The sequence below is a fragment of the Bradyrhizobium sp. Kon58 genome (assembly GCF_055807455.1).
On the sequence record NZ_JBVVOT010000283.1, the window covers coordinates 1 to 318 of the forward strand.

The window sequence follows — 318 nt, forward strand, 5'->3', positions numbered from 1 at the left end:
GTGGCGGGCTCGGCGCCGAGCAATCGGTACTCAAGCAGTTGGGCGTTAAGGGCGGGCTGATCCCCCCAGGCTGTTGCGGGGTTGCCGGGGCCTATGGCTACCATCAAAAAAGTGCACCCATCGCCAAGATAATCGGTGAGCAGGAGTTCAAGCCGCACCTGGATAAATTGCCCGAGGACGTCCGGGTTGTGGCCGATGGATTCAGTTGCCGGGGGCAAATACGCAACGTCAGTGGCCGACAACCGATGCACCTGGCGCAGTACCTGGCGATGATCCTGCGCTGAGGCGTAGAGCAGGCTTTCAAGGTGTGGAGAAGCA

At 60.7% G+C, this 318-nt stretch carries 1 protein-coding gene; it reads left to right on the top strand.

Annotated elements, in window-relative coordinates; translation table 11 throughout:
- On the top strand, positions 1–284 hold a 284-nt coding region (locus AC0L20_RS40490), incomplete at its 5' end, for a hypothetical protein (RefSeq protein ID WP_473295744.1).
- Positions 285–318 lie beyond the last annotated feature (34 nt).